The 26,021-nt window shown below is 50.3% G+C and carries 31 protein-coding genes; 21 read left to right on the plus strand and 10 right to left on the minus strand.

The window, feature by feature from the left end; all coding sequences use genetic code 11:
* Window positions 1-3: 3 nt before the first annotated feature.
* The 3 genes from EFO84_RS10075 to EFO84_RS10085 form a co-directional block, all read right to left on the minus strand.
* Window positions 4-837 carry an AAA family ATPase gene (locus EFO84_RS10075; RefSeq protein ID WP_127347935.1) on the minus strand — a complete coding sequence of 278 codons (834 nt, stop codon included), beginning with the start codon at window positions 835-837 and terminating at the stop codon, window positions 4-6.
* Window positions 834-1,220: a DUF6746 family protein gene (locus tag EFO84_RS10080; protein ID WP_127347936.1), complete on the minus strand. Its 387-nt coding sequence runs from the start codon at window positions 1,218-1,220 to the stop codon at window positions 834-836. The genes EFO84_RS10075 and EFO84_RS10080 overlap by 4 nt, the downstream gene beginning before the upstream one ends.
* A gap of 62 nt (window positions 1,221-1,282) precedes the next feature.
* Window positions 1,283-2,338, minus strand: a complete 1,056-nt coding sequence (locus EFO84_RS10085) for a DUF3080 family protein (RefSeq protein ID WP_127347937.1) — start codon at window positions 2,336-2,338, stop codon at window positions 1,283-1,285.
* A gap of 34 nt (window positions 2,339-2,372) precedes the next feature.
* On the opposite strand from EFO84_RS10085, the gene EFO84_RS10090 reads away from it, so the two are divergent.
* Window positions 2,373-2,972, plus strand: coding sequence for a riboflavin synthase subunit alpha (locus EFO84_RS10090; protein WP_127347938.1), 600 nt, complete (start codon window positions 2,373-2,375; stop codon window positions 2,970-2,972).
* Here EFO84_RS10090 and EFO84_RS10095 read toward each other — a convergent pair.
* Complete coding sequence (locus EFO84_RS10095) at window positions 2,966-3,175, minus strand: CPXCG motif-containing cysteine-rich protein (protein WP_127347939.1); 210 nt, start codon at window positions 3,173-3,175, stop codon at window positions 2,966-2,968. The genes EFO84_RS10090 and EFO84_RS10095 overlap by 7 nt on opposite strands.
* A gap of 68 nt (window positions 3,176-3,243) precedes the next feature.
* Window positions 3,244-4,155, minus strand: coding sequence for a DMT family transporter (locus EFO84_RS10100; protein ID WP_240642689.1), 912 nt, complete (start codon window positions 4,153-4,155; stop codon window positions 3,244-3,246).
* A 97-nt stretch (window positions 4,156-4,252) separates the two neighbouring features.
* On the opposite strand from EFO84_RS10100, the gene thrS reads away from it, so the two are divergent.
* The 7 genes from thrS to EFO84_RS10135 all read left to right on the plus strand — a co-directional run bounded on the left by thrS (window position 4,253) and on the right by EFO84_RS10135 (window position 11,166).
* Complete coding sequence (thrS, locus tag EFO84_RS10105) at window positions 4,253-6,166, plus strand: threonine--tRNA ligase (RefSeq protein ID WP_127347940.1); 1,914 nt, start codon at window positions 4,253-4,255, stop codon at window positions 6,164-6,166.
* 22 nt (window positions 6,167-6,188) lie between these two features.
* Window positions 6,189-6,734, plus strand: a complete 546-nt coding sequence (infC, locus tag EFO84_RS10110) for a translation initiation factor IF-3 (RefSeq protein ID WP_127347941.1) — start codon at window positions 6,189-6,191, stop codon at window positions 6,732-6,734.
* Between the two features lie 84 nt (window positions 6,735-6,818).
* Window positions 6,819-7,016 (plus strand): 50S ribosomal protein L35, encoded by a 198-nt coding sequence (gene rpmI / locus EFO84_RS10115; RefSeq protein ID WP_127347942.1) that lies wholly within the window; start codon window positions 6,819-6,821, stop codon window positions 7,014-7,016.
* Window positions 7,017-7,031: 15 nt separating this feature from the next.
* Complete coding sequence (rplT, locus tag EFO84_RS10120; RefSeq protein WP_127347943.1) at window positions 7,032-7,385, plus strand: 50S ribosomal protein L20; 354 nt, start codon at window positions 7,032-7,034, stop codon at window positions 7,383-7,385.
* 100 nt (window positions 7,386-7,485) lie between these two features.
* A complete protein-coding gene (pheS, locus tag EFO84_RS10125) occupies window positions 7,486-8,466 on the plus strand; it encodes a phenylalanine--tRNA ligase subunit alpha (protein WP_127347944.1) in 981 nt (326 codons plus the stop codon).
* A 15-nt stretch (window positions 8,467-8,481) separates the two neighbouring features.
* Entirely contained in the window at window positions 8,482-10,869 is a 2,388-nt protein-coding gene (gene pheT, locus EFO84_RS10130; RefSeq protein ID WP_127347945.1) for a phenylalanine--tRNA ligase subunit beta, read from the plus strand.
* Between the two features lie 3 nt (window positions 10,870-10,872).
* Window positions 10,873-11,166: an integration host factor subunit alpha gene (locus EFO84_RS10135; RefSeq protein ID WP_127347946.1), complete on the plus strand. Its 294-nt coding sequence runs from the start codon at window positions 10,873-10,875 to the stop codon at window positions 11,164-11,166.
* Between the two features lie 11 nt (window positions 11,167-11,177).
* Here the strand turns inward: EFO84_RS10135 and EFO84_RS10140 are convergent, their stop codons facing one another.
* The 3 genes from EFO84_RS10140 to EFO84_RS10150 form a co-directional block, all read right to left on the minus strand.
* Window positions 11,178-11,843 carry a ChrR family anti-sigma-E factor gene (locus tag EFO84_RS10140; protein ID WP_127347947.1) on the minus strand — a complete coding sequence of 222 codons (666 nt, stop codon included), beginning with the start codon at window positions 11,841-11,843 and terminating at the stop codon, window positions 11,178-11,180.
* On the minus strand, window positions 11,836-12,456 hold the full coding sequence (locus tag EFO84_RS10145) for a sigma-70 family RNA polymerase sigma factor (protein WP_127347948.1): 621 nt from the start codon (window positions 12,454-12,456) through the stop codon (window positions 11,836-11,838). Before EFO84_RS10145 ends, EFO84_RS10140 begins: the two co-directional genes overlap by 8 nt.
* Window positions 12,457-12,530: 74 nt before the next feature.
* Complete coding sequence (locus EFO84_RS10150; RefSeq protein ID WP_164742430.1) at window positions 12,531-13,133, minus strand: LON peptidase substrate-binding domain-containing protein; 603 nt, start codon at window positions 13,131-13,133, stop codon at window positions 12,531-12,533.
* Window positions 13,134-13,346: 213 nt separating this feature from the next.
* Between EFO84_RS10150 and phrB the strand changes: the two genes are divergently transcribed.
* Genes phrB through EFO84_RS10195 form a run of 9 tightly spaced genes read left to right on the plus strand, consistent with a single transcriptional unit; the run spans window position 13,347 to window position 20,783 of the window.
* A complete protein-coding gene (gene phrB / locus EFO84_RS10155) occupies window positions 13,347-14,753 on the plus strand; it encodes a deoxyribodipyrimidine photo-lyase (protein WP_127347950.1) in 1,407 nt (468 codons plus the stop codon).
* Between the two features lie 26 nt (window positions 14,754-14,779).
* Window positions 14,780-15,220, plus strand: a complete 441-nt coding sequence (locus EFO84_RS10160) for a nuclear transport factor 2 family protein (protein WP_240642692.1) — start codon at window positions 14,780-14,782, stop codon at window positions 15,218-15,220.
* Complete coding sequence (locus EFO84_RS10165; RefSeq protein ID WP_127347951.1) at window positions 15,217-15,930, plus strand: SDR family NAD(P)-dependent oxidoreductase; 714 nt, start codon at window positions 15,217-15,219, stop codon at window positions 15,928-15,930. Before EFO84_RS10160 ends, EFO84_RS10165 begins: the two co-directional genes overlap by 4 nt.
* Before the next feature lie 12 nt (window positions 15,931-15,942).
* On the plus strand, window positions 15,943-17,226 hold the full coding sequence (locus EFO84_RS10170; protein WP_127347952.1) for an NAD(P)/FAD-dependent oxidoreductase: 1,284 nt from the start codon (window positions 15,943-15,945) through the stop codon (window positions 17,224-17,226).
* Complete coding sequence (locus EFO84_RS10175; RefSeq protein ID WP_348534538.1) at window positions 17,216-17,983, plus strand: DUF1365 domain-containing protein; 768 nt, start codon at window positions 17,216-17,218, stop codon at window positions 17,981-17,983. Before EFO84_RS10170 ends, EFO84_RS10175 begins: the two co-directional genes overlap by 11 nt.
* Window positions 17,980-19,218, plus strand: a complete 1,239-nt coding sequence (locus tag EFO84_RS10180; protein WP_127347953.1) for an SAM-dependent methyltransferase — start codon at window positions 17,980-17,982, stop codon at window positions 19,216-19,218. Before EFO84_RS10175 ends, EFO84_RS10180 begins: the two co-directional genes overlap by 4 nt.
* Window positions 19,209-19,754 carry a DUF2878 family protein gene (locus EFO84_RS10185; protein WP_127347954.1) on the plus strand — a complete coding sequence of 182 codons (546 nt, stop codon included), beginning with the start codon at window positions 19,209-19,211 and terminating at the stop codon, window positions 19,752-19,754. Before EFO84_RS10180 ends, EFO84_RS10185 begins: the two co-directional genes overlap by 10 nt.
* The gene (locus EFO84_RS10190) at window positions 19,729-20,265 is read left to right on the plus strand and encodes a chalcone isomerase family protein (protein WP_127347955.1); all 537 of its coding nucleotides are present in this window, start codon (window positions 19,729-19,731) and stop codon (window positions 20,263-20,265) included. Before EFO84_RS10185 ends, EFO84_RS10190 begins: the two co-directional genes overlap by 26 nt.
* Window positions 20,262-20,783 (plus strand): DUF3833 domain-containing protein, encoded by a 522-nt coding sequence (locus tag EFO84_RS10195; protein WP_127347956.1) that lies wholly within the window; start codon window positions 20,262-20,264, stop codon window positions 20,781-20,783. The genes EFO84_RS10190 and EFO84_RS10195 overlap by 4 nt, the downstream gene beginning before the upstream one ends.
* Here the strand turns inward: EFO84_RS10195 and EFO84_RS10200 are convergent, their stop codons facing one another.
* Window positions 20,784-21,161 carry a hypothetical protein gene (locus EFO84_RS10200; RefSeq protein WP_127347957.1) on the minus strand — a complete coding sequence of 126 codons (378 nt, stop codon included), beginning with the start codon at window positions 21,159-21,161 and terminating at the stop codon, window positions 20,784-20,786. It lies immediately after the preceding gene.
* A 108-nt stretch (window positions 21,162-21,269) separates the two neighbouring features.
* On the opposite strand from EFO84_RS10200, the gene EFO84_RS10205 reads away from it, so the two are divergent.
* Genes EFO84_RS10205 through EFO84_RS10220 form a run of 4 tightly spaced genes read left to right on the plus strand, consistent with a single transcriptional unit; the run spans window position 21,270 to window position 24,565 of the window.
* A complete protein-coding gene (locus EFO84_RS10205; protein WP_127347958.1) occupies window positions 21,270-22,025 on the plus strand; it encodes a Nif3-like dinuclear metal center hexameric protein in 756 nt (251 codons plus the stop codon).
* A 3-nt stretch (window positions 22,026-22,028) separates the two neighbouring features.
* Entirely contained in the window at window positions 22,029-22,805 is a 777-nt protein-coding gene (locus tag EFO84_RS10210; protein WP_348534539.1) for a methyltransferase domain-containing protein, read from the plus strand.
* Window positions 22,798-23,673, plus strand: coding sequence for a diacylglycerol/lipid kinase family protein (locus EFO84_RS10215; RefSeq protein ID WP_127347959.1), 876 nt, complete (start codon window positions 22,798-22,800; stop codon window positions 23,671-23,673). The genes EFO84_RS10210 and EFO84_RS10215 overlap by 8 nt, the downstream gene beginning before the upstream one ends.
* Window positions 23,674-23,692: 19 nt before the next feature.
* Window positions 23,693-24,565, plus strand: coding sequence for an NAD(P)-dependent oxidoreductase (locus EFO84_RS10220; protein WP_127347960.1), 873 nt, complete (start codon window positions 23,693-23,695; stop codon window positions 24,563-24,565).
* 83 nt (window positions 24,566-24,648) lie between these two features.
* Here EFO84_RS10220 and EFO84_RS10225 read toward each other — a convergent pair whose 3' ends face one another.
* On the minus strand, window positions 24,649-26,004 hold the full coding sequence (locus tag EFO84_RS10225; RefSeq protein ID WP_127347961.1) for a DUF1329 domain-containing protein: 1,356 nt from the start codon (window positions 26,002-26,004) through the stop codon (window positions 24,649-24,651).
* Window positions 26,005-26,021: the final 17 nt, after the last annotated feature.

Consider the following 26,021-nt stretch of genomic DNA (forward strand, 5'->3'; position numbering starts at 1 on the left):
GGTCTAGTCACGCCGCCGCGATAGAAAGGCTAACTTTTCGACCAGTTGCGTATCTTGCTCATTTTTCAACAGCGCCCCCAACAAGGGCAGGCTAGCGGCAGAGCCTTCGAGCTGATGCGGGGCAATATTCTCGACCAGCAGCAATTTCAGCCAATCGAGTAGCTCCGAAGTTGATGGCTTCTTCTTTAAATTGGCCACATCACGCAGGTTGAAAAAAGCCGTCAGCGCTTTATCGAGTAGCCGCTGCTTAATGTTCGGAAAGTGTACCTGCACAATTTGCGCTAGCGTATCGGCATCTGGAAATTGAATGTAATGAAAAAAGCAGCGCCGCAAAAACGCGTCGGGCAACTCTTTTTCATTATTCGAAGTGATGATCACGATAGGGCGCTGCTGCGCCTTTATTTGCTCACCCGTTTCGTAGACATGAAATTCCATCTGATCGAGCTCATGCAATAGGTCATTGGGGAACTCAATGTCGGCTTTATCAATTTCGTCAATCAGCAATACCGGGCGTTGGTCTTGGGTGAAGGCTTGCCATAGTTTGCCGGGCTTAATGTAGTTGCTGATATCGTGCACCTTGTCGCTGCCGAGCTGGCTGTCGCGCAGGCGCGATACCGCATCGTATTCATACAAGCCCTGCTGTGCTTTGCTGGTGGATTTAATCTGCCAGCGAAGCAATGGTGCTTGCAAGCTGGCTGCTAACTCTTCGGCTAAGCGAGTTTTACCGGTGCCGGGTTCACCTTTAAGGAGAAGGGGTTTTTGCAACACCACGGCGGCATTGACCGCTAATTGCAGTTGCGGCGAGACAATATATTGATCGGTGCTAGAAAAATTCATGGTTTAAGGAATTTTTGGCTGGTGGTTAAATAGCGCTGACCGTTGTCACGCACGCGCTCAAACTGCATCATCTCAGAACCTTTATGCACTTCTTCCAAGACATCTTTAAGGGTATCCACTTCGTCATCCAATTTCTGTAGGGCAACTTCTAGGGTGTAGGTCAATTGATGGATTTCTGCCATGTCAGCTGGTGTCAGTTCTGCTTTCGCTAAAATAGCGGCTAATTTGGCATTGTAATCGGTTAAATTAACCAACGCTTGCTCAAGCGTTTCGGACGCTTGGCCTTTGAAGTGATCAGGGCGTTTGTCGTCGCTGGCAACCGCAGCAAAAGAGACTGAGCCAAGCATGACACTGGCTAACAGCAGGGTACTGAACGCTTTCATATTAACTCCTAAATGAGAATAATTCGCAACAAGTGTAATCAGCTTTACTGCATATTTCAACGTCAATCACTAGCTTGTTGCTGCGGCGAAAAACCACAAGCATCAAACAGCACTTGCCATTGTTTGGCATGCGCACGCACGGCCTCGCGCAGTTGCTCGGGTTGCGCGATAAGGTGACTGAGATAGTCATTCATCAGCGGATGAGCATCGATAGCTTTGAGTCGCTCTAAATAGGGCTTAATTGCCTGCCCCTGTTGTAAGTAGGTGGCTAAGCGCGGCTGCAATTGGCCGCCGAAGATGCTGATGGCAACATTGCGCAGTATCTGCGCGCGTTCGGGAACCCCTGCGCTGCGGCAGCCAGCACGCTGGTCAATACCTTGGAGCAACGGGCTCAATTGCGCAAGTAGTTGTTGCTGTTCATAAAAACCACGCCATAACTGGCCGCTATAGCTGCTGTTATCGAGGGTTTCGAGGGCTGCTTGTAGCTCGGCTAAAGCGGGCAGCTCGCTGGCGTGGCTGCTATTGAGTGTTTGTATCAGCGTTTCGAGTGCTTGCAGCAACGGCGCGAATTGTGCTGGATCGGGTTGGTTCAGGGCTATTTTACCGCTGCTTAGGGTGTTTCGCAGTGCACTATCCTGCAGCATGGCTTGTGCGCGTAACAATGGCAAACTGGCTTGCTTTTGTGCCGCAACGTTGGTTAACCGTTGGCGCAGTTCGCTCGCGTCGAGGTCGGCCACACACTCATTCAGGGCGCTACTGATCTGAACATCATGGTAATAACGCAGCACGCCCTGTTGCAAGCGCCCTAAGCTGCTATTGCGCTCGGCAATCAACGCCGCTACACGGCACGAATCAAGGCGAAAGCTGTCTAGTAGCGACAGGTTCAGTTCAGTCACATCGAGCCGCAAATCACGCAGTGCCGGCAGCGATGGTGCAGGCTCCAGTACAAAGTCGCGCGGCTGGAGTTGCTGAGGCGTGGCAAGCCGTTGCTGGTAATCCTGCCAATCAGCCATAAGGCTTGTATCGCGGCTACAGGCGCTCAGCACCAGCACACTGATAACCAGCACCAGTGTGCTGTGAACGGCATAGCCTTTGCGGTCTAAACTCAGTACAATCACTGCTACTTATCACCTTGAGTTGAGTCTATCATCGATGTTTACCGGAATTGTGCAAACCCAGGCGCTGATTGCCCACATAAGTGAACGCCACAACTTTCGCCAGTTGACCGTGCAGGTCGAGCCTGAGTTTCTTACCGCGCTGACTATTGGTGCCAGCATTGCTATAAACGGCTGTTGTTTAACAGCGGTTCAATTTAGCACAAATCAGGTACAGTTCGATGTCATCGATGAAACCTTACGCTTAACCAACTTGGGTGCTTTAAAAGTGGGCGACCATGTGAACTTTGAGCGCTCGCTAAAAGTTGGTGATGAGATTGGTGGCCATCATGTGTCGGGCCATGTGCATTGCACCGGCACGATTGTTGAACGCAGCAACACCGTGGATAACTGGACCTTGTGGGTGGAGTTTCCGCTAGCTTTTTCGCGCTACATTCTAAGCAAGGGCTTTATTAGCGTGAATGGCGCTAGTTTGACGGTCGGGCAGGTGGTGGGCAACCGCTTCTCGTTACATCTGATTCCGGAAACTTTGCGACTGACCAATTTGGCCGAGGCCGAACAGGTCAATTTAGAATGCGATCAGCAAACCATCACCATAGTAGACACCGTGGAGCGGGTGCTGGCCGCGCGTCAATAGAAGTTCTCGTCGTCGCTGCGCACGCGCACCACAATCCGATCAAACACCTCATCTACCGTCATCACTAGGTGAATGTCGGCGCCACAGGCGCGGCATTCATCGAGGTAATCTTGCGCCCCAGCAGACGAATCAATGGCCAGATGAATACGATGACCGCAATGCGGACAACGCACACTGGCATCGTGTAATTTGGCATGGTCCATAACGTGTACTCCGTCATCAACAGGTACCTTGAGTATGGCGTATTTTGCAAAATTTTCCTGTCGGTCGGTCAATTCACCAACAGCACAATGCCAGCTAAGGCCACCAGCGCACCGCTAATCGATTGCCACGATAGCGCCTGTTTTCGCAGCCATTGCACCGGAATCAGCCATAATGGCGCAGTCGATAACAAGGTTTGTGCGATGCCTGGGCTGACACTTGAAATCGCAATTTGCTGTAACCAAATACCGAGAAAAGCACCCATCACCACCGCTGCCAGCAACCACGGAATACTGGTGTGACGCAGGGCACTACGGGTACTACGAATAATGGTTGGTTTGAGCAGTAGTAGGGCGATAAACAGCGCCACAGTACCGGCAAAAATGCGTAATAATGCAGCATTGAGCGGGTTAATCTCAAACTGATTGAGGGCATGGAACGACATCACCAAACCAACGGCTTGGCACAATGCAGCGCCAATTGCAGCACCAATACCACTGAGGTTTAAGGTGGTGTGGGCATCGGCGGCGCGGCGTTTTTCGCTGAGCACCAGCAAAATACCGCTGATAGTCACCACCACGCCAATGATTTGCCACACCGACATTGTTTCATGTAGCGCCCACCAAGCAATAAACGCTGCCAGCGGTGGTGCCAAATATTCCAATAGCATGGTGTGCCAAGGCCCCAACCGCCGCAGCGCGGCAAAGTACAAGGTGTCACCCAAGGCGATACCAATAACTCCCGAGGCCAATAGGATCCATGCCGCTTGGCTACCATCAAAGGCGCTCAAACTGCCCGCCAACCAGCCACTGACAAACAGCAACGGGCAAGCCACCACGCCTTTAACGAGGTTAAGTTGGGCGGCGCTAAGGAAACTTCCGGCTTGGTTATATAACAAGGTGGAAAGTGCCCAGAACAACGCCGCGGAGAGGGCGGCCAGTGGGCCGATCAGGGTGTCCATGGGCGCTAGTGTAATCGGCATTTTGCGTTGCAGCAATCGCCTTGCTGGGCTATAGTGGCGGCTTCATAAAAAACAAGTGACACTTGGTAGGTGCCACCACTGTAAAAAGGAATACGTCATGCCTGTAGTAACACTCCCCGATGGTAGTCAACGCCAGTACCCAAACCCATTATCGCTGCTCGATGTCGCTCAAGATATCGGCCCTGGTTTAGCGAAAGCCACCGTTGCTGGTCGTATTAACGGTCAGCTAGTCGATGCCTGCGAATTGATTACCGACGATGCCAACGTGCAAATTATCACGCCGAAAGACGATGACGGTGTGCATATCATCCGCCACTCCTGCGCGCATTTATTGGGGCACGCTATCAAGCAATTGTTCCCGCAGGCGAAAATGGCTATTGGTCCGGTCATCGATAACGGTTTTTACTACGACATCGACCTGGAGCATGTGTTAACTGCCGAAGACTTGCAAAAGCTCGAGCAACGCATGCTGGAATTAGCGAAAACTGAGTATTCTGTGGTGCGCCATAAGGTGAGCTGGAGCGAGGCACGCGAAACCTTCGTCAAACGCGGTGAATCGTACAAAGTCACCATTCTAGATGAAGACATTGCTCAGGACGACAAACCAGGCTTGTATCACCACGAAGAATACATTGATATGTGTCGTGGCCCGCATGTACCGAATATGCGCTTCTGCCAGCACTTTAAGATTATGAAAGTATCGGGTGCCTATTGGCGTGGCGATAGCAAAAACAAAATGCTACAGCGTATTTACGGCACCGCATGGGCTGATAAAAAGCAGCTGAATGCCTATTTGCAGCGCCTCGAAGAAGCTGAAAAACGCGACCATCGTAAAATTGGTAAGACCCAAGATTTATTCCATTGGCAAGAAGAAGCGCCTGGCATGGTGTTCTGGCACCACAATGGCTGGACGGTATTTCTTGAGCTGGAACGCTACATTCGCGAAAAACTGCGCGAGTATAAGTATCAGGAAGTGAAAGGCCCATTGATGATGGACCGCGTATTGTGGGAACGCTCAGGGCACTGGGAAAAATTCTCCGACTTGATGTTCACCACCGAATCAGAAAAGCGCGAATACGCCATTAAACCAATGAACTGCCCGGGTCACGTGCAGATCTTTAACCAAGGCTTGAAGTCGTACCGTGATCTGCCATTACGCATGGCGGAATTTGGTTGTTGTCACCGTAACGAGCCATCTGGTGCACTGCACGGATTAATGCGAGTGCGTGGTTTTACCCAAGACGACGCGCACATTTTCTGTACCGAGGCGCAAGTACAAGATGAAGTGGCCGGTTGTATCAAGATGGTCTATGAAACCTACCGTACCTTTGGTTTCGAACAGATTGTGGTGAAGCTGTCGACTCGCCCTGAAAAGCGCCTTGGTGATGACGCCACCTGGGATCGCGCTGAAGCGGCGCTGGCCGAAGCACTGAAGAGCAACGGCATTGAATTTGAGTATTTGCCAGGCGAAGGTGCCTTCTACGGACCGAAAATCGAGTTTACTTTACATGATTGTCTCGGTCGGGCCTGGCAGTGTGGTACAATACAACTCGATTTTGCCTTACCAGGGCGTTTGGGTGCCACTTATGTGGGTGAAGATAACGAGCGCCATGTGCCGGTTATGATTCACCGCGCTATTTTAGGCTCGCTGGAACGTTTCATGGGTATTCTGATTGAAGAATACGCTGGTTATTTCCCGCTTTGGTTAGCGCCAACGCAGGTGATGGTGATGAATATTACCGATAATCAGGCCGATTATGTGCGAAATACGGTAAAAGAGTTGAATAAATTAGGTTTTAGAGCCTCTGCTGACTTGAGAAATGAGAAGATAGGCTTTAAAATCCGCGAGCACACACTTAAGCGTGTTCCATATTTGCTTGTTGTTGGCGATAAAGAAGTCGACAACGGCGCGGTTGCGGTCCGTACACGGCGTGGTGAAGACCTCGGCGTTATGTCAGTAGAGCAAGTGATTGCGCTACTTAAAGATGAAGTACAGACTCGCAAGATTTGATCATTGTTTGGAGGAATAAACCATTAAAGGCGGAAAACCAACTCGTAAAGCTGGCGATAAAAGTAATCGAATCAACGAAGAGATTCGTCTCAAAGAAGTTCGATTGATCGGTGTAGAAGCAGAGCAGATTGGCGTAGTTCCTATTGCGCAAGCTTTGCAATTAGCCGAAGAGGCCGGGGTTGACCTGGTCGAAATTAGTCCCAATGCTGAGCCTCCGGTTTGTCGTTTGATGGATTATGGTAAGTTCCTCTACGAGAAATCGAAGAACTTAAAAGAGCAAAAGAAAAACCAGAAACAGATCCAGGTCAAGGAAGTTAAATTCCGTCCTGGCACTGACGAAGGCGATTATCAGGTAAAACTGCGCAACCTGACTCGTTTTCTGGAGGGAGGTGACAAAGCTAAAGTCACCGTTCGTTTCCGTGGCCGTGAAATGGCGCATCAGGAATTGGGTTTGGAACTATTGAATCGCATCAAAACCGATTTAGAGCCAATCTCGATTTGTGAATCGTTCCCAAGACGGGCTGAGGGTCGCCAGATGATGATGGTGCTGGCCCCTGCAAAGAAGTAACTGTGGTCCACAAGTAGGGCGCGAACCGCAAGGTAAGCAAACTCACCCTGTTACACTGTTAAATACCAATGCGGAGTAATTTTCATGCCGAAAATTAAATCGAATAAAGGCGCTGCAAAGCGTTTTAAGAAAACTGCTTCAGGCGGCTTCAAGTGTAAGCAATCACATTTGCGTCACATCCTGACTAAAAAGAGCTCAAAGCGTAAGCGTCATTTAGGCCCTAAAGCCATGGTGCACGTGTCTGACGTTCCATTAGTCGCCCGTATGTTACCGTACGCATAAGGAAGGAGAGAGCAAATGGCACGAGTAAAACGTGGTGTGACAGCGCGCGCGCGTCACAAGAAAGTCCTGAAGTTAGCGAAAGGTTATTATGGTGCTCGGAGCCGCGTTTATCGCGTTGCCAAGCAAGCCGTAATCAAAGCGGGTCAATATGCATACCGTGACCGTCGTGCGAAGAAACGTCAATTCCGTCAATTATGGATTGTGCGTATCAACGCTGCAGCGCGTCAAAACGGTCTGTCATACAGCCGCTTCATTGATGGTTTGAAAAAAGCATCAGTGGAAATCGATCGTAAAATCCTAGCCGACATCGCTGTGCATGACCAAAAAGGTTTTGCCGCGTTGGTAGAGAAAGCCAAAGGCACTCTGTAAGCAGGTCAAATTGGAAAAAGGGAGCAGATATGCTCCCTTTTTTTATGGCTTTTCGCTATCATATCGCATTCAACGCAATCGGCTATCATTGAGGAAGGTCATGCAGTTAACTGACATTGTTGCAGCGGCGCAAGCAGCTGTTGCCAGCGCGAGCAACCCAAGCGAGCTAGACCAAGTTCGCGTGGACTATTTGGGTAAAAAGGGTTTGCTTACTGAGCAATTGAAAAGCTTAGGAAAACTGAGCGCCGAAGAGCGCCCAGCAGCCGGTCAGCTGATCAACGAAGCTAAGCAACAGGTGCAGGACAGCATCAATGCCCGCAATGATGAGCTCAAAGCTGCTGAATTGGCCAGTAAATTAGCCGCCGAACAAATTGATGTGAGCTTGCCTGGTCGCCGCGCCCAAGTTGGCGGTTTACATCCAGTCAGTAAAACCATTCAGCGTATTGAGGCGTTTTTTGGTGATCTCGGTTTTCGCGTGGTAGAAGGTCCAGAAGTGGAAGATGATTTTCACAACTTTGACGCGCTGAATATACCCAGCAATCACCCAGCGCGCGCCGATCACGACACCTTTTATTTTACCCCTACCACCATGCTGCGTACGCAGACCTCGGGGGTACAAATTCGTACCATGGAAACTGAGCAACCGCCGCTGCGAATTATCTCCCCAGGGCGGGTGTACCGTAACGATTACGACCAAACCCATACACCGATGTTCCACCAAGTCGAGGGTTTGATGGTGGATACCGATGTGAGCTTCACTCAATTGAAGGGCATTTTGGTTGATTTTCTGCGTAACTATTTTGAAGAAGAGCTTGAAGTTCGCTTCCGGCCCTCGTATTTCCCCTTTACTGAGCCATCTGCTGAAGTAGACGTACGGCGTAAGGGCGGGCAATGGCTTGAAGTACTCGGCTGCGGCATGGTGCATCCTAAGGTGCTGGCCGCAGTAGGTATTGATAGCGAAAAATACACCGGATTTGCCTTTGGAATGGGCGTTGAGCGGCTCACCATGCTGCGTTATGGCGTCAATGATTTACGTGCGTTTTTTGAAAACGACGTTCGCTTCTTGAAACAATTTAACTAAGCGCCGGATAGCAAAATGAAATTTAGTGAACAGTGGTTAAGAACATGGGTTAATCCGGCGTTGTCATCGCTTGAGTTGTCGGAACAGTTAAGCATGGCAGGGCTTGAAGTGGATAGCATGGAGCCGGTTGCTGAGGCCTTTAACAACGTGGTGGTGGGTGAAGTACTCGAGTGTTGGCGCCATCCTGAAGCCGATAAACTGCAAGTCACCAAAGTTGCTATTGGTACTGATGAACCGGCCATTATTGTTTGCGGCGCACCGAATTGTCGCGCCGGCTTAAAAGTCGCGGTAGCGACCCTTGGTGCGGTGTTGCCGGGTGACTTCAAAATCAAAAAAGCCAAGCTGCGTGGTCAAGAGTCCAACGGTATGCTGTGTTCAAACGCTGAGCTGGGGCTCAACGATGACCATGACGGTATCATTGAATTACCCTCCGATGCGCCAGTAGGTATGGATTATCGCGCCTATTTGCAATTAGACGATTGCACCATGGATGTTGACCTTACGCCAAATCGTGCCGACTGTTTAGGGGTTCGTGGTATTGCCCGTGAAGTCGGGGTGTTGAACGGTTTAGCGGTCACCGAGCCAAGCATCGAGCCGGTGGCGGTTACCAGCAGTAGCGAGCGCGCCATTCAGTTACTGGCGCCGGCGGCTTGTCCGCGCTATTTAGGTCGGGTGATTGAAAACGTGGATTGCCAAGCACGCAGCCCAATGTGGCTGACCGAACGCCTGCGTCGTAGCGGTATTCGTAGCATTGACCCGGTGGTTGATGTCACCAACTACGTGTTACTGGAGCTGGGTCACCCCATGCATGCCTTTGACCATGATCAGTTGCATGGCGCAATACAGGTGCGCATGGCGACACCAAGCGAAAAACTGACCCTGCTTGACGGTGAACAAGTGACTTTGCAAGGCGATGTGTTAGTCATTGCTGATGAGCACCAAGCACTGGCTATGGCCGGTATTTTTGGCGGTGAGGGCAGTGGTGTGACTGCTGCTACCCGCACTATCTTTTTAGAGAGCGCATTCTTTGCGCCAGCGGCAATTACTGGCCGCGCGCGGCGTTTTGGCCTGCATACCGATGCTTCGCATCGATATGAGCGCGGTGTCGATCCTGAATTGCAACGCTTAGCCATGGAACGTGCCAGTGCGTTGATTCTTGAAATTTGTGGTGGCCAAGCTGGGCCTATCGTTGAAGCAGTAGCGCCTGAGTACTTACCGCAACCTAAGGTGGTCACTTTACGAGCCGCGCGCTTGGCTAAAGTGTTAGGTATTCAAGTGAGCGCTCAAGTGGTGGAGGATATCTTCCAACGCTTGGGCTTCAACGTAGAAAACACGGGCAGTGGTTGGCAGGTCACGGTACCGACCTTCCGCTTTGACATTGCCATTGAAGAAGATCTCATTGAAGAAGTGGCACGCATTTATGGCTACCACCGCATAGAGGCCGCAGCGCCGGCTGCGCAATTACGGATGATCCCGCGCCATGAAGCACAGTTATCAGCAAGCTTTTTCAAACGTGTACTGATTGACCGTGGCTATCAAGAAGCTATCACGTATAGCTTTGTCGACCCAAAACATCAGGCCTTGCTATTTGATGACACCGCGGCATTAACCTTGCCATTCCCAATCTCGCTAGAAATGTCGTCAATGCGGGTTAGTTTGTGGCCGGGCTTATTGAGTGCGGTGGCCTATAACCAAAAGCGCCAACAGCAAAGCCTGTCATTTTGTGAGACTGGTTTGCGCTTCATACCTGATCACAACGCTGAAAATGGCGTACGTCAGCAGCCCATGTTAGCCGGTGTGCGCGCGGGTAAAGCTTTTGCTGAACATTGGCAAGAAGGCGAGCGGGCAGTTGATTTCTACGATATCAAAGGTGACGTCGAGGCCTTGTTGGCGGCCACCGGTGAGGGCCACTTGTATCGCTTTGTGGCGGATCAACATCCAGCCTTACATCCGGGCCAGTCGGCAGCAATATTCCGCGCCGATAAACGGGTTGGCTATGTGGGTGCTATTCATCCGCAGTTTGAAAAGAGACTCGGTTTAAATGGCCGCACCTTCGTGTTTGAATTAGAATTTAATGCCATCGCGAAGCGTTCAGTACCCCGTGCACAGGCTATTTCTAAGTATCCAATGATTCGCCGCGACCTTGCTATTGTGGTGAAACAGCAGATTGCTGCTGGTGAAATTATCGCCGCTATCGAAAATGTTGGCGTAAATCATCTAGTTGACCTAAACTTGTTTGATGTTTATCAGGGCCCTGGCGTGGCTGAGGGGCAACGCAGTTTAGCGTTGTCACTGACGTTACAGCGCAGCGACCGGACTCTTGAAGAACAGGAAATCAACGCAGCCATTGCAGCTGTTGTTGAGATGCTGGCTACAGAATTTGGGGCGACCCTACGGGAGTAAGAAATGGCACTGACCAAAGCAGAAATGGCAGAACATTTGTTTGAGAAGTTTGGCATGAATAAAACCGTGGCCAAAAGTATTGTCGAGCACTTTTTTGAGCAGATTCGCATGGCTTTAGAAGCCGGTGAAGAGGTCAAACTGTCTGGTTTTGGTAACTTCGAACTGCGTACCAAAAACGAACGTCCTGGTCGTAATCCAAAAACCGGTGAAGATATTCCAATCTCGGCGCGCCGGGTCGTGACATTCCGCCCCGGCCAGAAGTTAAAGCAGCGAGTATGTAACGCGAAGCCTCAATAGAGGCTTCGTTGTTATTTCAAGAACAAACTGCTAAACGGGTTGAGCAGTCGGCTTAAGCCTGAGGTAAAATGCATAGGTGCATCAATGGTTGCCAAAGTTAGGCAGTCTTCATGCTGGGTTTGCGGCGTATGCTTATGATGACCATCTAGCAAGACAAAGTCACCGTCCCGATACTCATCACTTTCATCATTAAACACACCGTTGACCACCAGCGTTGCTTCAAAGCCACGATGGGTGTGCTCTGGTACTTGTGCGCCCTGGTCCATATAGATAAAGTTCAAAGTTTCACCGCTACCAATCTCAATCGGTGCACGCCACATTTTACCCAGCATTTTTGACCATGGACCAATACGGTCGCCATTGCGTGCCAAGGTAGCCGGTAGCTTGAAGCGTTTGCCTTCAAGGCTCAACGTTTCGAGCGGGGCGCTGCTGGCAGCACTTGGCTTGACGCTACTTTGAAAAATAGCGTTCAACATGGCTTCTTCATCAAGCTGGGCAAGCGGAACTTGGCGCTGGCCGAAGGCTTTTTGACACAGTTGCTCTTCAACGTCGCGAAGATGCATCTGGCAGGTTGGACACATGTCCACATGACTGCCAACCATCATCAACATCGCTGGGCTAAGTTCGCCCATTGCATACTGCACGAGGTGCTGTTCTGAAGGATGAAATTTAATCATGGTGTTGAATCAACTCTTTTAATTTCTGCAGCGCAAGTCGAGTACGCGACTTCACGGTGCCTAGTGGGATTTCTAAGGCGTCTGCGACTTCCTGCTGCGACTTTCCTTCAACATAAATTAGTTCAATAACAATACGTTGCGCCTTTGGTAACGATTCAGTGTAGACCGCTAATTGCTGCATCAATAGATCGTTATCGAGGGCGTAATCATCGTCAAGACTCTCATTTTCTTCGGCCAATACTGGCCACAAGTCATCAGCGCTTAAATCATGCTGACGGTGCTTGTTCTTGCGCAAGAAATCAAAGCGAATATTTCGTGCGATGGTAAAAATCCAGGTCGCAGCTGAGCCGCGATCTGGCTTAAATAAATGCGCCTTGTGCCACACGTTGGCCATGGTTTCTTGAACCAAATCCATAGCAGTTTGTTCGTTACCGAACTGGCGTGTGGCATACGCTTGAAGGCGCGGAGCAAAATGCCGAAATAGTTCAGCAAAAGCCGCGCGTGATTGTTCAGAGGCTATACGAGCCAGTAGTTCAGCTGCGTGCTCCGGATTATCGGCCTGCACAGGGGGCATACTTGTCCGTTTTATTATCGAGTCAGAGACTGACCGCATAGTCGTTACCTGCTGAAATGTTCCTCAAGTAATAGTACGTACGCGTCACCCATTCACTTGGATCAACAATAGTTTTATTCATCACAATTTGCACGAACAAGTTCATGCAAATAGTGTAAAGCTGGCTCGCAACTGCTCTCGTTTAATAAGGTCTGCTTTACCGCAGCGCTCACCGGCAAAATTTCGAGCCAACGTTGCGCTACCCAATTGGCACAGCCTAACTGTTGCGCTGTAGGTTGCCCACCTAGTTCTGGATAGCGGCTATATACCGCGGCAAGCTGCTCAGCAAGTTCATGGTAATCAGCGCTAAGATGATGTTCGGGCCATGCATTGAACGGGATAACCGACCCAACGCGCAAACCATCACTCGCAGTTTCTATAGCTTCCACTGCGAATAGTTGCTCGCCGGCCACAGTGATCCCTAACAAACCATCGGGCATAGTTTCGAAATCGACTACAGTCGCTAAAGTACCAATGCGGTGAATGTGAGTATTTTCGGCAACATCACCGGCATCATTAAACATACACATGCCGATATAGCCCGCAGGGGATTGCGCACAGGCTTCTTTCACCATGCGTAAATAGCGTGGTTCAAAGATCCGCAAGCGCATCTGTCCACCGGGCAACACATGCCCAGATAATGGAAATAGTGGAACCTTGAGCGGTTCTGTGGTCATTCGTACAACCTCTTGCATGGCGCGTTAAATTACTTGCTGGACAATCGCAGATTCACTAGCTTTATGGGTAAATCTGCATCACTCTGCTGTTAACGCAGTACGGTAACTTTCAGATCACTGGGTCGTAGCGCATTTTTTCGCCACTTTATAGACTGAACTAGATGATTGTAAAAAGCGTACTGACCATAACTTAATGTAAAGGATTCTTTGGCTATGACCAGCGGAATATGGTTTCGTAATGATTTACGTCTACAAGACAACCCAGCGGTAGCTGCCGCCTATGCCAACAATGCTGTGGGCAAAGTTATTCCGGCGCTTTATATAGCAGCGCCAAAGCAGTGGCAACAGCATGATTGGGCGGCTATCAAGGTCGATTTCTTATGGCGCCACTTAGAGCAGTTTCAAGCCGATGCCGCTGCTCATCAAATCGCTCTTGAAGTGGTGGTGATTGATGATTGGCAACAGGCCGGCAAAGCCTGTTTGGAATTTTGCCAACGTCATGGCCTCACTGAGCTTTATTTCAATCATGAGTACCCTGTTCATGAACAGCGTCGCGATAGGGCGGTAGCGGTATGGCTAGCCGACCATCACATACAATGCCACGGTTTTCATGGTGAATTACTGGTACCGCCGGTGATTAAAACCCAAACCGGCAATTATTACCAAAAATTCACCCCCTTTAATCGCGCTTGGCGAGCTCATTTGGCGACTGCAGGCGTAGCTGCTGCCATGCAACTGCCCCAGCATGACGTTAGTGATCAGTTGCAGCCACTACCTGAGTGTCCCGCTGCGCGGCGCGACAGCAGTGCTTGGCCGGTTGGTGAGCAGGCAGCACAACAACGGTTGCAACGTTATGTTGACGAACAGGTGATGAATTATGCTGATGAACGCGATTTCCCAGCGTTAGATACCACCTCACGGTTGTCGCCGTATTGGGAGCTTGGTTTGCTCGGCCCACAAGCTGCTGCGCGCCACCTACAATCACTTAGCCCAGAGTTTCCGCATGGTCTTGAGCGTGGTGCCGATGTATGGTTGACCGAATTAGCTTGGCGTGAATTCTATCAGCACCTGATGCGGCACATTCCGCGCTTGAGCTATGGCAAAGCGTTTTTGCAACACACCGATGCTTTCCCGTGGAATACCGATACCCAGCAATTTGCCCGCTGGTGTGAGGGCCGTACCGGTTATCCAATTGTTGATGCTGGCATGCGGCAGTTGGCGGCAGAAGGTTGGATGCATAATCGGGTGCGCATGATCGTAGCGAACTTTTTAGTCAAAGACTTACAGATTGATTGGCGTTGGGGTGAGCGATTTTTTATGCAACAGCTCATTGATGGGAGTTTTCCAGCTAATAATGGTGGTTGGCAATGGAGTGCTTCAACCGGTACCGATGCGGTGCCTTATTTTCGGGTCTTTAATCCAACCACACAAAGCGCCAAAGTTGATCCTGACGGCAGCTATATCCGTACTTGGATTAAGGAATTAAAGGATTGTCCGACCAAGCATATTCATGCGCCCGCAGCATGGCTCAAGGCAAGCGGTCGTGATGACTATCCTCAACCTATGGTCGACCACAGTAGCGCGCGCGAGCGCTTCTTGGCTGCCTTCAAACAATTATAACCAGTGCGCTACCTGAAGGAGGCCTTATGCAGTTGCTCAGCGACACCCTAATGCAGCACATCAAGAGCTTTTATTTGAGTTTTGATCACGCCAGTATTGATGCCCTCGGTGATATTTACCATGCTGATGTGCAATTTGTAGACCCTATTCATCAGGTATCCGGATTAGCGGCCTTGCAAGATTACTTCCGCAACATTCTACATGGCGTGGACTACTGCCATTTTGAATTCAGTCACAGCAGTACCAGCCAGGAGCAATTGTTCCTGACCTGGCAAATGCGTTTTCGCCACCCGAACTTGGCTAAAGGCCAGGAAATTGTGGTACCAGGTGTGAGCCATTGCCAAATAGCCGATGAGCGAGTGATTTACCAACGCGACTTTTACGATGCCGGTGCCATGGTGTATGAACACGTGCCGGTATTACGTTATGTCATTAGTAAGGTCAAACAACGGTTGAACAGCGCATGAACATATTAATAACTGGAGCTACATCAGGAATTGGCGAGCAATTAGCCCGTGATTATGCCGCCGCTGGCCACAAGGTGATTGCCTGCGGGCGCAACCAAAGTGCCTTACAGCAGCTGGTTGATGCCTATCCGCAACAGATCACCGCACAACAACTGGATGTCACCGATGCCGCCACCACCATTGCTCGCTTGCGTGGCTATCAGCAGCTCGATTTAGTGATTCTTTCGGCGGGTGTGTGCGAGTACGTTGATATCGACAGCTTTAGTAGTGCCATGTTTGAGCGGGTTTATGAGGTGAATATCTTTGGTATGTTGCGCTGTATTGAAGCCGTGTTGCCGAATTTAAAAGCCGGTAACCAGCTGGTATTAGTGGGAAGTACCGCGCGCTTGCTACCATTTACCCGAGCCGAAGCTTACGGTTCATCGAAAGCGGCGCTGCAATACATTGCCCGCAGCTTGCAAGTAGACCTGAGTAAGCGTGGTGTGGTGGTGCAGACGGTATCACCGGGGTTTGTTAAAACGCCGATGACGGCGGTGAATGATTTCGCCATGCCAATGGCGGTGACGGTAGAATTTGCCTCGCAGGCCATTCGTACAGGCATTGCCAAGAAACGCACTGATATTACCTTTCCACGGCTGTTTGGCTGGTTACTTAAATTTTTATCGCGGTTGCCGCAAAGCTGGCAAGTTGCCATTTCTAAACGTTTTTAATTTGAGGTTTTCATGAGAATTGCGGTTATCGGAACAGGGATAGCAGGTTTAACCAGCGCGTGGCTATTACAACGTGAACACCAAGTAACGGTGTTCGAAAAAAATGACTATATTGGTGGGCATACCGCCACCAAAAATATACCGCTACAGGGTAAGAACTACGCCATTGATACTGGTTTTATTGTATTTAATGACCGCACCTATCCGTATTTTCGCGCCATGATGCGCGAGTTGGGAGTATCGTGGCGCGACACCGAAATGAGCTTCAGTGTGCGTGATCCAGATACCGGAATTGAATACAACGGTAACAACCTTAATACCTTATTTGCCCAGCGTAAAAATTTATTTAGCCGAAAATTTTGGCGGCTGATTCGCGGTATTTTGAAGTTTAACAAAGCCGCCAAAGCTGCCTATGCAGAGCATGGCGATAGCCTTGATAACAAAACTCTCGGTGAATTTATTGCCGAGCAAAAGCTTCCGGCCGAAGTATCAGAACTGTATTTATTGCCGATGGTAGCGGCCATTTGGTCAGCGAGTTTGTCTGAGGCAGAGGCGTTTCCGTTAGGCTTCTTTTTACGCTTCTTTAATAATCACGGCTTGCTGAATGTGGCGGACCGGCCACAATGGCATACCATTGTAGGGGGCTCGGCGGCTTATATTGAGCCGCTGACGCGCTCATTTGCCGAATGCATTCATCTCAATGCACAGATTAAAGCCGTGCATCGTGGCTTACCGGATCGCGACGCTGCCATAACCTTAGAATTTAACGATGGCCGCTTCGTTGATTTTGATGAAGTGGTGTTGGCCTGTCATAGCGATGAGGCGCTGCAGCTATTGGCGCAGCCGACTGCTGAAGAATACGCGGTATTGACCGCTATTCCGTATCAACTCAATGATGTGGTGTTGCATACCGACACCCGTTTGTTACCGCGTAATGAACGTGCATGGGCCAGCTGGAACTATTTACTGCATACTGATGCCGAAGCTAAGGTACGGCCAAGTTCAGTGAGCTATAACATGAATATTTTGCAAGGTATTGAAGCGCCGGCAACCTTCTGTGTCACGCTCAATAATACCGACGCCATTGCGCCTCAGCAAATTCTCGGGCGCTACAGCTATGCGCACCCGGTTTATAGTGTTGAATCCATGGCGGCGCGGCAGCAACGTGGGCAAATTTGTGGACATCAGCACACGCACTTTGCCGGCGCGTATTGGTATAACGGCTTTCATGAGGATGGCGTGCGTAGTGCCGTAGATGTGGCGAAGCGGCTTGGAGTAAGTTGGCATGTTGAGTAGCGCCATTATGCGGGGTGAGGTGAGCCATAAGCGTTTCACCCCAACCCAGCATAGTTTTCGCTACGCTACCGCGCAGTGGTGGCTAGCACTCGACGAGTTACCGCAGGTTGCAGCAATGAGCCGTTGGTGGTCAGTTAAGCGCTGGGCACCGTTGCAATTTCGCCGCAGTGATTACCTGCGTGGTAGTGATGGTGATTTGACCACTGCAGTGTGCTCGAAAATGTCGGAATTAGCGGGTCAGTCGCTCCACGGGCGGGTGTTTTTTTTGGGCAATGTGCGTACCTTTGGCCTCTACTTTAGCCCAATCAATTGCTATTTTCTGCAACCTAGCGGGTCCAACACGTATTCGCACATGTTAGCTGAAGTAAGTAACACCCCATGGAATGAACGGCATTATTATTTGCTCGACCTTAGCCAACCACTGGCCCACGATAAAGCCTTTCATGTGTCGCCTTTTAATCCGCTTGATATGCAGTACCAATGGCGCATTCGTCCGCCAGCCGCAAGTAGCGGTGGTCAGCCCGCTAGCATTCATTTAGAGGCACATAAAGGCACTAAGCATTTTGCTGCGACGGTGACACTTGCGCGAGTTGAATTGAACTCAAAGAGTATAAATCGCGTATTGTTGAGATTCCCAGTCAACACCGTCACCACTGTGTTGGCTATTTACTGGCAAGCATTAAAACTTTGGCTCAAGCGGACGCCAATATACGACCACCAAAACCAGAACAATAGTGGAACCAAGGACAGTTTATGAGTAACAGTAACACGGCGGTAATGAATGTGAGTGAGATGAGTGCTATCGACAAACTAGCGCGAAAATTAGCGCTTAATTTGCTCAGTCGTATTCAGTACGGCAGTTTCTTGATTAAAGAGCAGGGCAGCACGGTGGGTAAATTTGGCCAGGCTGAAGGCCCATTGCAGGCCGAAATTGATGTGCTCAAGCCAGAGTTCTATCGGCGTTTGTTACTCGGCGGTAGTATTGCTTCCGGCGAGTTATTTATTGATCAAGCGTGGACCACACCTGATTTAACCAAGGTGATTCAGTTGTTTGCTCGTAATTTACCTGCACTTGATGCTTTTGAAGCGCGCTTCAGCTGGCTGACTTCACCCTTTCAACGGCTGCAACACTGGCGCCGCAGCAATAGCAAACGTCAAGCCAAGGAAAATATTTCTGCCCACTACGACCTCGGCAACGATTTGTATGAAGGCTTTCTTGATCCGCTGTTGCAATATTCCAGTGCCGTGTATCCGCATGCCGAAGCTAGCTTGGCCGAAGCGCAGCAACATAAGCTCAAACGTTTGTGTGATAGCCTTGATTTGCAGCCAAGCGACCATTTATTGGAGATCGGTACGGGCTGGGGTGGCTTAGCACTGTTTGCTGCCAAAAACTATGGCTGTAAAGTTACTACCACCACGATTTCTGAAGAACAGTATTGCCATGTTGAGCGGCTTATTACCGAGCAAAATTTGGGTGATCAAATCACCTTGTTGAAACAAGATTATCGTGATTTGACCGGCCAGTTCGATAAGTTGATCTCGGTGGAAATGATTGAGGCGGTAGGTAAAGTGTATATGCCAACCTTCTTTAAAACCTGCAGCGACCGCCTCAAGCCTAACGGGAAAATGGCATTACAAGCTATTACGATTGCCGACCAACGTATGGCTAGTTATGCCCATTCTGTTGATTTTATTCAAAAACATATTTTCCCAGGTGGGTTTTTACCGTCAATGACCATGATGGCGGACATGTTTACGCGCTACACCGATATGGTGATCCGTAAAGTCGATGATATTGGTTTAGACTACGCACGCACCTTGCACGATTGGCGGGTTAACTTTAACCGCGTTCATCCGCAGTTAATGAGCCATGGTTATGACGAGCGCTTTGGCCGCTTATGGAACTTTTATCTGGCCTACTGTGAGGGTGGTTTCCGTGAGCGTTCGGTGTCGGCGGTGCAGTTAGTTGCAAGTAAACCGCTATGTCGCTAATCCAGCGCTTATTCAGTGGTAACTGGCGCCGCATTATCGGCCTATTTTGGTTTGATTTAGTGTGGTTTGCCGCGGTAGCCGGGCGCGATGGTTGGTTACCGTTAACGGTGCTACTGGTGGTGGTACAAATTTATATAAGCAGTGCTGGGCGGCCGTTTAACCTCCGTCTTTATGCGCAATTGCTGCTGCTCGGTTTAGCCCTTGAGGCAACGGTGATCAGTAGTGGTGTGATTAGCTTTAATGGTGGCTGGCTGCCATTGTGGTTGTTGCTGTTATGGGCCGGTTTTGTCGCCATGTTGATGAATACCCTTGATTGGGTGGCCGGGCGTTATTGGGTTGCTGCACTGATAGGCATAGCCAGCGGGCCATTAACCTATGCCATTGGTATTCGTCTTGATGCTGCTGAATTATTACGACCAGAATGGCAGTTATGGCTGATTTACGCGCTGTTGTGGTCCCTTTACATGGTGATTTTTGCCAAGTTAATGCAGGTTAACGGAGGTCAGCAAAATGCCGAAAACACGTCCACTTCTTAGTCTTCTGGCTGGCATTTTAGCGGCTACCGGGGCGGTCGATGTAGAGGCTGCCGAACAATGCGCAATTCCCAATCAAACAGCCTTTGAGCAGGTCGGGGAAACACGCCTAAAAGTATTATTTTGGTCTATTTATGATGCCGAACTATGGACCGATAGTGGCGATTACAGCAGCTTTACCCAACGCGTACTGCGGCTCAATTACCTACGTAACATCAGCGCTGATGATTTGGTTGATACCACCGCTGACGAGTGGCAGCGCTTGGGCATTGAATTAACCGCTGAGCATCAACAATGGCTGAGTGAACTGCGCACCATGTGGCCTGATGTCAACGAAGGTGACTGTTTGATGCTGGTAGAAGATAGCCAAGGTCATGCCGAGTTTTATAACGCCAAAGGTTCACTCGGGCGCATTGAGTCAGCTATTTTCACCGACCATTTTTTAGCTATTTGGTTAGCTGAGAACAGCCGCTTTGACGATGAACGGAAACAGTTATTAGGAGTATCACCATGAAAAAGTTAATCGCACTGTTGGCAACCGTGCTACTACTAACTGGCTGTTCGGCCAAATTGGAAGATTACAACGGCGTCACCCCAGAGCTGAAGTTAGAACAATTCTTTAACGGTGAATTGATAGCCTACGGTATGGTGCAAGATTACACCAATAAAGTGAACCAACGCTTCAAGGTCGACATGATCGGTACCTGGAATGGCAATGAAGGCGTGCTTGACGAGACCTTCTATTATGACGACGGCAGTACGTCAAAGCGTATTTGGTACATCACTAAAACCGCAGAAGGGCGTTATGTTGGCCGTGCCGATGATGTGATTGGCAGCGCGGAAGGGCAAGTAGCCGGAAACACGCTAAATTGGGTGTACGACTTAGAAATTGATTTGGACGGCGAGCCATTTGTGATCACCTTAGATGATTGGCTCTATCTGATTGATGAAAATAACATGATGAACCGCACCGAAATGCGCAAATTCAGCATTCCGGTCGGTGAGATCACTATCTATATTGGCAAGAAGTAATTAGAAACCGCGCGGCAGGCGGCCATTGCTGGCGCCTTGCTGCAGTTTCTGCCGCCATAGCTCTTTGGCGGTCAGCCCTGAGCCACCGCCACTTACTTTTGCGGCAGACTTTTTCGCGGCCGGTTTAGCGGCTTTCTTCGCAGGCGCTTTGGCCTTAACAGCGGCTTTGCTGGACGGTTTTTCCGCTGCCGTAGCAGGCTTTTTGGCGCTACCCGATAACTCAGCGGCAGCTTCTGCTAGTTGCGCTAAGCGCATATTCTTGCCACCATCCACACTAAACCAGCCGTTAGCTGCTTCAATGCTTGGCTTTTTACCGTGAGCTTGTTGGTAAGCTGCGGTAAAATCGGCAATAACTTGGTCTTTATCGAGTTTGCTCATGGGTTGTTATCCTATGTGGCGACGAGATAGATGACTTTTTATACTGGTTTTTTCCGACAATGTCTAATTTGCGGCGCCCCAATTGCGCCCAACAACTAGGATTAGGGTATGCAGCGCCAGCAACTTGAACACTACCTGCGCGATTATTTAGCCGTTGATAGCATCAGTGACTATTGTCCCAATGGCTTGCAGATAGAAGGCCGCCAGCAGCTGCAACGAATCGTCACCGGGGTCACCGCCAGCCAAGCACTGATTGATGCGGCAGTGGCCTGCAAGGCAGATGCTATTTTGGTGCACCACGGCTATTTCTGGAAAAATGAACCCGCGGTGATTACTGGCATGAAGCACCGTCGTATTAAAACCTTGCTGAGCCATGATATCAATCTGTTCGCTTACCATCTGCCGCTCGATATTCACCCTGAGGTGGGTAATAACCATCAGTTGGCTAAGTTGTTTGGCTTCAACTCCAGTGACGCATTGCTCGGCATTGAGCCGCGCGGTCTAGTGCGTTTTACCGAGTTGGCCGATGTCATCACCAGCGACCAGTTAGCCGATCGAATTGCTAGCGCCCTGCAGCGACCGCTTACTTGCATGGTGCCGTGCGCGCAACCTATTCGCAAAATTGCTTGGTGTAGTGGTGGCGGGCAAGGTTATATCGATGCGGCGGCAGCACAAGGCTGCGATGCCTTTATCAGCGGCGAAGTCTCTGAACAAACCGTACACAGCGCGCGGGAGCAGGGCATTGCCTTCTACGCGGCCGGTCATCATGCTACTGAACGTTGTGGGATCAAAGCGTTGGGTGAACATATCGCCGCGCAGTTTGAGCTCCAGGTTGAATTTATTGATATTGATAACCCGGCCTAAGCGATGATGAGCAAGCAAACCCATGATCGCAGCTTTAGTGGCATGACCGATAAGTTTGCCCGTAATATTTACGCCACCAGCAAAGGCAAATTGCGCTTAGCGGTGCTACAGCGTGATTTACAGCCGCTGATTGAGCATTCCAAGCCACTGCGGGTGCTGGATATCGGCGCCGGGCTTGGGCAGTTATCGCAAGCGTTCGCCGCTCAGGGCCATCATGTCACCCATTCCGATATTGCCGCTGAGATGATTAGCGCTGCCGCGCAGGCACATCAACAAGCCGGTTTGCAGCAGCACTATCGGTATCTGGTGGCCTCGTTACAACAGTTACCAGAACACTTGGATGGCGAACAGTTTGACCTGGTGCTGTGTCATGCGGTTCTGGAGTGGCTGGTCGACCCCGCTGCGGCATTGGCTCTGTGTAAACAATTTATGGCCCCACAAGGGCAGTTATCGCTGATGTTTTACAACCGCGATGCCAAGCTGATGGCGAATATTATTTACGGTAACTTTGACTACGTGAATGATGATTTACAGGTCAAGAAAAAGGTTAAGCTAAGTCCGCAACAGCCACTAGACCCGCGCCAAGTAGCCAGTTGGCTTCAGCAGCTTGAGTTGCAGCCAAGGCTACAAACTGGGGTGCGTTGTTTTCATGATTACTTGCGTAACCGCAGCGACCAACAGCGTTTTGACGAGCTGTTAGCATTAGAGCTGCGCTACAATCAACAACCGCCATTCAATCAGTTAGGGCGCTATTTGCACTGGCTGGTTAGCTATGCGTGAGCCGCGCCGGGTATTAATTTACTACCATAGCTTGCATCGACGGGCGCAATATCGCGCGCATGCATACAGTCAGTACTTTCTAAAACAGCTACCACATCATCAGGTGGTGCTGATGGCCAGCAGCGCCAGTCGTGAGCAGGACTTAAGTCAGTTGCGAAGCGCGGTTGATGGTATCGATGAAATGTTGGTGGTAGGTGGTGATGGTAGCGTTAACTTAGTCACGCAAGTGATTGCTCTACGGCCGTTCCGGCTGAGTGTAATTCCCTGTGGTACCGGCAATGATTTTGCCCGTGACTTGGGCATCACTGACTGGCGTTGGCGGATGCAAGACGGTTTATTGGTTGAGCAGGTGAGTATTGGTAAAGCTGGGCACGAGTATTTTGTTAATCACGCTGGTAGCGGTTTAAGTGCCGACCTTATTGCCTTACAACCGCGCTGGCTGAAACGAAGTTTTGGTCGGCTGAGTTATAGTTTAGCGTTGTGCCGTTATTTATTCGGGCCGTTGTCACGTCGTCAGCCTCTTTATTTAAGGGGGCGCTGGTATGACTGTCACATTGCTGCGGTGAGCCGCTTTATTGGCGGCGGTATTGCGGTGAATCCACAGGGTTCACGGCGGCAGCAGCAGTTGCAGTGGTTGGCGGTACCACGCGCCAGCCGATGGCGGCAATTACGCGCGTTGTGGCAGCTACTTTTGCCAAGCCAAAACCACTGCGCCGAATTAGAATTACAACGCAGCGCAGACGGTCAGCTTGGCAGTGCCGACGCGCACTACGAGCTCGATGGCGATCTCCGTGGCGTTGGTCCAGTACAGATTGAATGCATTCCTGAGGGTCTTACTGTGGTACGACCCAAAGCGCCCAATAATTAATTGACCAAGGAGTTTCATCATGACAATGTCGTGCGCATTTATCGGCCTCGGTGTTATGGGCGGGCCAATGGCTCGCCATCTGAGCCAAAAGGGCTTTACCACCACTGTTTACAACCGCACCGCCGCAAAGGCGCAGCAGTGGGCTACTGAGCATCAGGGGCGGGCGGCATTAACCCCACGTGAGGCAGTACTGAATGCCGACGTGGTATTACTGTGTGTGGGTAACGATGATGATGTGCGCTCGGTAGTCTATGGCGCCGATGGTGTGCTGGCCGGAATGCATTCAGGAGCGGTGTTGGTCGATCACACTACTGCTTCGGCAGAACTGGCTCGTGAGCTTGCTGCGGCCGCTCGTGAGCGCGGCATTGCCTTCCTTGATGCCCCGGTATCCGGCGGTCAAGCAGGTGCTGAAAACGGCGTGCTGACCGCAATGATTGGAGGAGAACGAGCCACTTTAGACCAAGTTGATGCAGTGTTGGCCTGCTACTGCAAAACTCGCGAACACATGGGGCCTGCCGGCCACGGGCAGTTAGCCAAAATGGTCAATCAGGTGTGTATTGCTGGGGTGGTGCAAGGCCTTGCCGAAGGCCTGCAATTAGCTCGCAAGGTGGGCTTAGATGCCGACACGTTGGTGCGCTGCATCAGTCAGGGCGCCGCTGGTTCATGGCAGATGCAAAACCGCTATCGCAGCATGTGGGACCAACACTATAACCACGGTTTTGCAGTGGACTGGATGCGCAAAGATTTAAAAATCGTGTTAGCCGAAGCCGAGCGCCAGGGTGTGAGCATGCCATTGACCGCGCTAGTCGACCAGTTCTATGCCGAAGTGCAAAATATGGGCGGCTCGCGCTGGGATACCTCAAGCCTATTGGCCCGCCTTGAGCGCAAATGATTACGTTGATAAAAATTTAGTCGGGAAATAGCCATAAAAAAAGCCAGCGTAAGCTGGCTTTTTGCGTAATCGGTATAGCGCTATTAACGAATACCCATACGACGCAGGGCGCCGGTACTGAAGTCTGAGCGGCGTGGGCTAATGTCGAAGTCCATGAATTCACTTTCTTCGTTGGCCAAGCCAAGCAACACATAACGGCCAGACGTTAGGTCGTATAGTGCTTCTGCAGACATCCATGGGGTGTCGTGATAGTAGAATTGTACGTTGTACGCTTCACCGACGCGCCATAAGGTGCCACGCTCATCGTAGTGGTCAACAACTGACGCTGTCCAGGTATCTTCATCAATGAACATGTGACGCACAGCATACTGGTGACGCTCACCTTCTTTCAGGGTTGCTTTCACTTCCCAAACGCGGTGTTTTTCGTAACGCACGTAGTCTTGGTTCATGTGGCCAGCGTTGATGATGTCATCGTAGCTTAGGCTAGTGTCCATCAGCTTGAAGTTGTTGTAGCCAATGTACATTTCACGTTTGCCAATCAGTTCCCAGTTGTACTTGTCTGGTGCACCGTTGAACATATCTAGACCATCTGAGGTACGTAAGCCGTCCGCAGCAGTACCTGGGCCGTCATAGGCTACGTTTGGCGCTAACCGAACGCGGCGCTGACCAGCGTTGTACAGCCATGCCTTACGGGCTTCTTTGACTTGGTCAATAGTCTCGTGAACTAACAGCACGGTACCGGTTAACTGGGTTGGTGCTAATACTTCTTGTAGGAAGTAAAACAGGATATTGTCGTCAGCACTTTCACGGCCACTTTGCATGTATTCTGGGAATACTAATGACTCGCGCAGTAAAACTGGGTTGGGTGAACCGTTTTCAAGTACCCGGAATTGGTTCACAACGCGAGTTACTGCACCACCGCGGTAGCGCGTTATATGGTTCCAAATAACTTCTAAACCGTTTTGTGGAATTGGGAAAGGCACGTGCTTATCAAAGTTTGCCAACCCGTTGCCGCCGGCTACCAATTCAGCATTCAAAGCGTTCTTTTTCACCGCGTCGTAGACATCTTGCGGGTAGGCCGCAGAACGACGGGTCGGATAAATATTCATTTTGTAGGTTGGATACTTATCAAACATGGCAATTTGACCCGCCGACAACATGTCTTTGTGCTGGTCTAAATTATCATGAGTGATGGTAAACAGAATTTCGTCATCAGCGAATGGATCAGCCGGACGTGAAGGAATGTCACCATCAGCTTTTACACTGTAGCCACCAGTCCACGCAGGGATAGAACCATCGGCATTAGCTGCCATTTCGGCACCCATTGGGGTTAAATCACGACCCAAACGGTCCGCCTGTTCAGTCGTAACTTTGGCCATTACACTGGCAGAAACGACAGATAGCGCAAACAGTCCGGCTTTCAGCATCATTTTATTCATCGTTGCTTTTCCTTGTT

The sequence above is a fragment of the Pseudidiomarina mangrovi genome (assembly GCF_003999375.1).
Lineage (GTDB): Bacteria > Pseudomonadota > Gammaproteobacteria > Enterobacterales > Alteromonadaceae > Pseudidiomarina > Pseudidiomarina mangrovi.